The 1793-nt window shown below is 45.5% G+C and carries 2 protein-coding genes; both read left to right on the forward strand.

The window, feature by feature from the left end:
- A partial coding sequence (locus tag AAKU61_RS22550) for a hypothetical protein (RefSeq protein WP_354335868.1) occupies positions 1–810 on the forward strand: 810 nt, incomplete at its 5' end.
- Positions 807–1793: beta propeller repeat protein (locus AAKU61_RS22555; RefSeq protein WP_503012680.1), on the forward strand; the 987-nt coding region annotated here is incomplete at its 3' end. The genes AAKU61_RS22550 and AAKU61_RS22555, both read left to right, overlap by 4 nt.

Genomic DNA, 1793 nt, shown 5'->3' on the forward strand with positions numbered 1-1793 from the left:
GCAGAATTTGCCACCAGCGGCAAGTTACCCAACATGGTCGCGCTAGCAAGCGCCTATGCACAACGCATGGTGATGAGCAAGATCGATAAAATCACGAAATTGATTCCAGGATTAAAAGGAGAAATCAACGCCGTCAAAGCCGAGACCAGTGCAGCGAAAGCAGAACTCAATGCAGAGAAGAATGCGGTCAAAAGTGAGCTAGCGGAAGGGAAGAAAGACGCGAAGAAAGAGGCCAAGAAAAGTGACAAAAAGAATGATGCGTCGCCTCCAGGTGATGGGGTCAAGGTTGTTGGAAGTGGCGGCGATAATGATTGTGGAATTAAACCTTACAAAGATCAAAAATGTCCAAAGGGACAGCAAGCCCATCACATAGTACCGGACTATGCTTTGCGGTATGGTAATCGTAAAAATACGCAGGCACGTATTCCAGGTATGCCGTCCTTAGATGACGGACCAAGTATTTGTTTAAGTGGAGGCAGTAAGACAAATGGTAGTGAGCATAATCAGGCGCATGAAGGTACAGATCCAAAAATAGCGGCAGCGGGTCTACGCGCAGATAACGGCCCGAACGGCTTAGCGACCATGGGTGAGATACTTGATATTTCCACGGATGAGGTTGCTAAAGTTAAACCTCATTGCAAAGATGAAATTAAGCGAAAAGTGGATGAGGCTTTCAAGGGCGTCGATAAAAATAAATACGGGCGAACTACGCAGGCTTTGCCGAAGGGCGAGGCAAGGGCAACATTAGAAGATGGTGGAGCACACGAATCCAGTCGTGATACCCGTATAAGAAAAGGAAAGAAAAAATGAGTGCCGATTTAGAATTCACAAATGCAAAAGCGCTAGATAAAGATAGTATATACATATCTGGTTCGCTCGATTCTATGCCCGCGTATTCACAACATACGCGGTTATGCATTCTTGATTTTCAAGCGAATCATTTATGGTCAAAGCATGATGTTGATTGGTGGAATGCTGGACTAGAAATTTTCGTTGAAAATGATGACACAGAATGGCAATTATTGGCATTATCTAATGAAGGGAGCATTGAGTTTATTTGTTCTTCACGAAATCCAATAGTTGAAAAAATTCCTGGCGCTGGAGTTTATTCTACCGATGCAAAAGGCTGGGGCTATATGCGTAGGCTACGTCAGATAGGCGATCATCTATATGCGGTGGGTGGTGCTGGGCAAGTGTATAAACGACTCGGGGCAAACCATTGGGAGCATATGGATGATGGCATATTGCAATTGCCCACGGTCGAAGATCGGCTACTGCTGGCAGATATCAATGGCGCAACTGAAGATGACATTTATATTTGTGGCGGCATTCCAGGGGCATACGGTTTGGAGGGGAGGCTATACCACTGGGATGGAAAGCAATGGTCTACCCTTATCTTGCCAACGACAGAACGTCTGACTGCGATCCATGTTGACGACAATAAAAAAATCTGGATATGCGGTACTAATGGTACGTTGTTGTTTGGTAATTGGATCAATGGTTTCAAAGATCTGAGCAGCATCGACGACAACCAACTATTTTATTCGCTGACTAAGTTCAACGACAGGATATACCTTGCCAGTAATCTTGGTTTGTATGTTTATGATGGCACTGCGATTAAAGAAGTTCGCACCGGATTGGTGCCGGAATTACAAGATGCCAACGTGATCGACGCGGCAGATGGCGTACTGTGGTCTATCGGCTCCAAAGACATCGCCCGCTTCGACGGTACAACTTGGGAGCGTATCCATCATCCCGATAATCCACCGATTGGAGGTAGTTCTATTAAAGGA

The sequence above is a fragment of the Undibacterium sp. GrIS 1.2 genome (assembly GCF_040544435.1).
In the GTDB taxonomy this organism is placed as follows: domain Bacteria; phylum Pseudomonadota; class Gammaproteobacteria; order Burkholderiales; family Burkholderiaceae_D; genus Undibacterium.